Origin of the sequence: Nitrososphaera sp. (genome assembly GCF_050748925.1) — an archaeon.
Lineage (GTDB): Archaea > Thermoproteota > Nitrososphaeria > Nitrososphaerales > Nitrososphaeraceae > Nitrososphaera.
In genome coordinates, this window is sequence record NZ_JBOGQF010000128.1 from 1 (window position 1) to 4,902 (window position 4,902).

A 4,902-nucleotide genomic window follows, 5' to 3' on the forward strand; every position below is an offset into this window, starting at 1 on the left:
GTCGAGGGCCTCTGACTCGAACACGTTTTCGCCGTTTACTATGGCCCGGAAATAGTTGTCGCCGTTGGTGACAAGGGTGCATTCCATGACGCGCTGGTCGAGCTTTACCGCCTTTTCCCAGTGCACGGTCCTGCTCGTCACCACCGTGCCGTTGCCCAGGCCCGACTCGGCCCTCAGTATCAGCGAGTCGGGCCGGATGTCGACCGTGCAGGCGACATAGTTTATCCTGTCAGTAATGGTATCAGTCTGCACATACATGCCGAGGTTCATGTAGTTGCTCGGCCGCTGGGTTATCTCTGGCACCAGGGGCACGGTTATGATCACGTGGTGCAGGGAAGCGCGGTCGTTTGGCGTCATGGCAAACATGCCGGACCACACGTCGTCTGTTGGATCCGGGTCGCTAACCCCCACGAACAGACCCCTGCCCTGCACCTGGCTCAGCTGGTAGTCGCCGCCCCTTACCCGTGCCGAGCCGTCAAAGAACCACGAAGGGTACGCCTGCCTCATGCCGTCGATGCCAGAGATGTCCCGGTCTTCAAAGCCGGCGTGCAGGACGCCGCCCTTCTTTAACTGCAATATAGGCCTGTCCTCACCTGTCATGCCCAGCGCCCCCATGACGGTGGCGTTGTACATCAGCGCGACCATGGCCACGGCCGCGCCGGCCACTATGACTATCGCTACCTTTGTCGTTGTTTCCGTATCCCATCTATCCCAGGAGCGATATATCAGCGCGATTCCTATTTGCGCCCAGTTTTTTGGCATTATACATGAAAATGTTCTCTATCATTGCGTGCCTGATGCCATTTGGGATTAAGATTATGGTATCACGTTCTATAGGAATGCGACCTAGCTTTTAGTCATTTTTTGTGCGCCTTTTTTCTCGGCTTTATTCTCGAGATCGCCTGGTCGCATTCGTAGGCAAGGTTCATCGCCTTTATCATGTCGCCCTTTTTGGCCCCCCGCAGCGTCAGCGCCGTGTCAAGGATCTGGTTCGAGTTGACGTTGCGCAGCCTGTTGAACTCGTTCATCGTATGGTAATCCTGCTCCTCAAGCATGCCCTGCGACCTGAGGATGTCTATCATCTGTTTGAACTTGCGGTGTATCGTGTCGTGCTTGTGCAGCGCGTTGAGCCTCTGCTCGAGGTATTCGTGGGCAAGCAGTATGGCTTCAAGCTGCAGGCCCTGCTCGAACATCTGCCGGGCGTGGGACATCGCGTCGTCAAGGCCGGTCCGGTGGCCGTCGTCAAAGTCCTTGTATGGCACGGATGTCGTTGGCATTGGACGTTATATTAGATATTTGCATGCGGCTGCGCGATAGAACCAGATCCCGGAAAGGGCGATCTTTGTCGTTAAATATTTGCGGCCTTTACTTGGAACATGAAGAGGCTATTCTACATCGCGCTGGTCGCAGCGGCTCTCGTTGCACCGGCCATGGCAGGCGCCCAGAACCCTCCAGTGATGCCTTCTATGGAGGAGATAAGCGGCAAATACGTGAACGACGACGCGGGGCTCGAGATAACGCTGCCGGACGGGTGGGCAGGGTTTGCCGTCCCGGCGATAAACGGCTCGACTTCGGTTATGGCGTCGCCGGACGACTTGACGGGCAGCGGCGGCCAGGCCAACGTCATGTTCGTGTCGATAATAGAAAAGACCAGCATGGATGAAAACACCGTGCCCGAGTCCGCCCAGACGCCCAACGTACCTGAAGGCACGAAGGCGCAGTGCGATCCTTCCGAGCCGGAGCCGGTGACCATAAACGGCATGGAAGGAATAATGATGGAGACCGCGTGCACCGTTGACGGCGACACCTACAAGAGCAAGATGTATTCGTTCCAGACAGAGGAGAGGTTCTACATGGTGGCATACACCTCAGACTCGGAAGGGGGTTACGACGAAAACGTCGGCGCGTTTGACGGCTCGGTCGACACGCTGGCCATTGAAAACACGATAGAGGCGCCAGCGATACCGGAATTCCCGATGGCTGCCATCGGGGCGGTTGCGGCGGTGATAGGGCTGGTCGCGGTGCTCAGCAGGACGCGGCTCATGAGGGACGGGACATAGGGCAGGCGCAGATATCAACGCGTAAAGACCGGGGAAGGCTCTTCCGTAGGTCTGGGCTGCAACAGCGGTAGGGGCCTTCGCAGTCAGGTTCCTGCTCAGGCGGTTCAGGCTAAAGAGGCCGGGCCGCTAGGGGCCTTCGCAGTCGACTGCCTTGTTGACGCCCATCAGGTCTGAGCAGCTGTCTGTCCCGGCGCCTCCATTGAGGACGTCGTCGCCGACTTCGTCGTACAGGATGTCATCGTCGTCGTTGCCGTACAGCTTGTCGTTGCCGGCGCCTCCGGCAAGCGTGTCTGCCCCGGCCTCGCCAAGGACGACATCATCGCCGTCGTTGCCGTTCATAAAGTCGTCGCCGGAATCCCCGACCAAGCGGTCGCTGCCAGGCCCACCGTCGACGGCGTCGTTGCCGTCGCCGCCCCACATGTTGTCGTCTCCTTCGTTGCCGTACAGCTCATCAGGCCCCGCGTCCCCTATCACCCTGTCGCTGCCGGGGCCGCCAAACATGACGTCGTCGCCTTCCCCTCCCCACAAGTTGTCGTCGTCTTCATGGCCGTACAGCTCGTCCGCGCCGGCATCCCCAATCATCTTGTCTATGCCCGGTCCACCGTAGAGCAGGTCGTCGCCGGCGTTGCCCCAGATGGCATCGTCGCCTTCGTGGCCATAGAGGGAGTCGTCGCCAGCGTCGCCTACAAGCTTGTCTACATCCGGGCCGCCATAGAGGATGTCGTCTCCTTCGCCGCCCCAGGCGTCGTCGTTGCCTTCGTGGCCGTACACCTCGTCGGCGCCGGCGTCGGCAAACATCCTGTCGTTTCCAGGGCCGCCGTACATCCTGTCATTCCCTCCCATGCCGTACATCTTGTCGTCCCCTTCGTTGCCAATGATCTCGTCGTCGCCATTGCCGCCGACCAGGCAGTCGTCCCCGCCGTTGCCAAGCAGCTGGTCGTTGCCGCCAAAGCCGCGTATCAGGTCCGCGCCGCCGGTCCCAACCAGGATGTCGTCGCCCTCGGTCCCAAGGACCGCGCTTGCAAACGCTTCCGCGGGCAAGCCGCAAAACGTGGGCGCGTCCGATGCAAAAGCGAGATTCATAGTGCCTGCCATCGAAAGTGTTGACAATACTGCGGCCAGGGCCAGTAGCAGCAAGGGGTTTGCCATGCGCGGCTTGCCAGAAATCGTCTATTAAGCCTGTGTGTGTTATCCAGGCAGTCACAGCGTGGAATGGTTATATTGCCAGCCTGGGAACCAATATCATTCGCCGTTGGCAAACCCAATCCGCCACGTCAAGAAGAAAAAGATACGGGACCTAAACCACAAGATAGACCAGGTCCGGCTCAGGATGCACAACAAAAAGGCCAAGAGGGACGTGCCCAGGCTGCAGGCCGAGCTGAACGCGCTTTTCAAGCAAAAGGACGAGGCGATGAGGGGAAACCTGCAACTGCCAGAAAACCGAACCCGCGCGCCGGCGCCAAGGCTCTGCCCCAGGTGCAGCGAGCGGCTCGGGAGAGGCTACCACATCTGCAAGGAAATGCCTAAAAAATCATAAAAAGAGAAGAGGAGGACTAATCCTCCCTTGCGTTGTCGTCTTCGATGTTGTCGAGCGACAGCACCGCTTCGTCAAACACCTGCTTTACCTTGACTATGCATGTTGCCCCTGCCGGCGGGTTGTCAGGATCGTCGACCAATATTTCAAGTTCCACAGTCTGCGCCTTGAATATCTGGGTGGCGCCTGTTTCCTTTATTATCACGCGGTGGTTCTTGATGACTGCCTCGCTCTTGAATGCGCCGATCTCGTCTATGCAGCCCTGGTCGTTAAACTCGATCTTGTGGCCGTGCCACGACTTGTTTGCGACTTCCTCGTTGTCTGCGTGCTGTGCCTCGTGTGAGTCAGAGGCGTAGATGCCGTTGTTAGTGTGTATTACGTAGGCGTATGCCGTATGTTCTCCAACCGGCAGCGTCTGGCCGGCCTGGCCGTATACCGCGACATAGGCGTCGCCGTTCTTTTTAAAGCCATATCTCTTTAGGTCAAAGTCTTTCAGGCCTGCTACGGAGGTGTCCTTTTTTGCGTCGCGCTTTGGCGAGTCTGCCTGCACCATTACCATCGTGCCGGCAAGGAGCATAACTGCCAGCGAGGCGATGAGGGGAATTACGAGATATCTTTTTCCCATAAAGGTCATTGCTTATAGTAGATTATTCTATATAAATAATATGTGAGTAGTATCCGGCTGCATACAAGCCCTTATCGACCCGGCTTTACGTTCGGGTTTCAGGACGCCGTCGCGTGTAAATCATTGCAGACGTGACCCTAATCTATGTAAAAATGTACTAGTTTCAGATTAGAGACATCATTTATAGACAGAGAACGGCTAACAGAAAATGGCTAAAGGCATTGTTTTCGCGCTCGTACTGGCTTCTGTGGCCGGCATGCTTTCAGGCAACATGCAGAATTTTGCAATGGCGCAAGGCGGCGACCTGTTCTGCGGCAGGCCGCTGCCGTCATACGCTCAGGTGATAGACGGCACCTCCGGCGGCGACTGCTTAAAGGGCGGCGAGGGCAACGACAGCATCTGGGGCGGGGAGGGGGATGACGAAATGCATGGTCACGAGGGGGACGACAAGGTGGGAGGCGATGCCGGCGCGGACGTTGGATTCGGCGGTGCAGGCGACGATGCCATCTGGGGCAATGATGGCGAGGACATGATGGCAGGCGATGCCGGCGATGATACCGTTCACGGCGATGGCGGCGATGACAGGCTTTATGGAAACGAGGGCGAGGACCTCGTCTGGGGCGGGGAAGGAGACGACCACGTGATTGGCGACGACGGCGATGACAGGCTGTACGGCCACGAAG

The 4,902-nt window shown here is 57.9% G+C and carries 7 protein-coding genes; 3 read left to right on the top strand and 4 right to left on the bottom strand.

The window, feature by feature from the left end; all coding sequences use genetic code 11:
* Together ACREAY_RS09770 and ACREAY_RS09775 are read right to left on the bottom strand one after the other, a co-directional pair.
* Window positions 1-762 (bottom strand): hypothetical protein (locus ACREAY_RS09770; protein WP_431755585.1); only part of this gene is annotated, 762 nt, incomplete at its 3' end.
* A gap of 95 nt (window positions 763-857) precedes the next feature.
* A complete protein-coding gene (locus ACREAY_RS09775; RefSeq protein ID WP_431755586.1) occupies window positions 858-1,262 on the bottom strand; it encodes a hypothetical protein in 405 nt (134 codons plus the stop codon).
* A 114-nt stretch (window positions 1,263-1,376) separates the two neighbouring features.
* Between ACREAY_RS09775 and ACREAY_RS09780 the strand changes: the two genes are divergently transcribed.
* Window positions 1,377-2,060 (top strand): hypothetical protein, encoded by a 684-nt coding sequence (locus tag ACREAY_RS09780; protein ID WP_431755587.1) that lies wholly within the window; start codon window positions 1,377-1,379, stop codon window positions 2,058-2,060.
* Between the two features lie 126 nt (window positions 2,061-2,186).
* Here the strand turns inward: ACREAY_RS09780 and ACREAY_RS09785 are convergent, their stop codons facing one another.
* Window positions 2,187-3,209 carry a calcium-binding protein gene (locus ACREAY_RS09785; RefSeq protein WP_431755588.1) on the bottom strand — a complete coding sequence of 341 codons (1,023 nt, stop codon included), beginning with the start codon at window positions 3,207-3,209 and terminating at the stop codon, window positions 2,187-2,189.
* Between the two features lie 103 nt (window positions 3,210-3,312).
* Here ACREAY_RS09785 and ACREAY_RS09790 point away from each other — a divergent pair, with 103 nt between their 5' ends.
* Window positions 3,313-3,597: a hypothetical protein gene (locus tag ACREAY_RS09790; RefSeq protein WP_431755589.1), complete on the top strand. Its 285-nt coding sequence runs from the start codon at window positions 3,313-3,315 to the stop codon at window positions 3,595-3,597.
* A 16-nt stretch (window positions 3,598-3,613) separates the two neighbouring features.
* Here ACREAY_RS09790 and ACREAY_RS09795 read toward each other — a convergent pair whose 3' ends face one another.
* Window positions 3,614-4,219: a hypothetical protein gene (locus ACREAY_RS09795; protein ID WP_431755590.1), complete on the bottom strand. Its 606-nt coding sequence runs from the start codon at window positions 4,217-4,219 to the stop codon at window positions 3,614-3,616.
* 208 nt (window positions 4,220-4,427) lie between these two features.
* On the opposite strand from ACREAY_RS09795, the gene ACREAY_RS09800 reads away from it, so the two are divergent.
* The coding region (locus ACREAY_RS09800; protein ID WP_431755591.1) for a calcium-binding protein at window positions 4,428-4,902 on the top strand (475 nt) is incomplete at its 3' end.

Excerpts from the sequence above, each read along its gene's own strand:
- ACREAY_RS09785 (WP_431755588.1), bottom strand. The coding sequence starts at position 3,209 with ATGGCAAACCCCTTGCTGCTACTGGCCCTGGCCGCAGTATTGTCAACA.
- ACREAY_RS09795 (WP_431755590.1), bottom strand. The coding sequence starts at position 4,219 with ATGGGAAAAAGATATCTCGTAATTCCCCTCATCGCCTCGCTGGCAGTT.
- ACREAY_RS09780 (WP_431755587.1), top strand. The coding sequence starts at position 1,377 with ATGAAGAGGCTATTCTACATCGCGCTGGTCGCAGCGGCTCTCGTTGCA.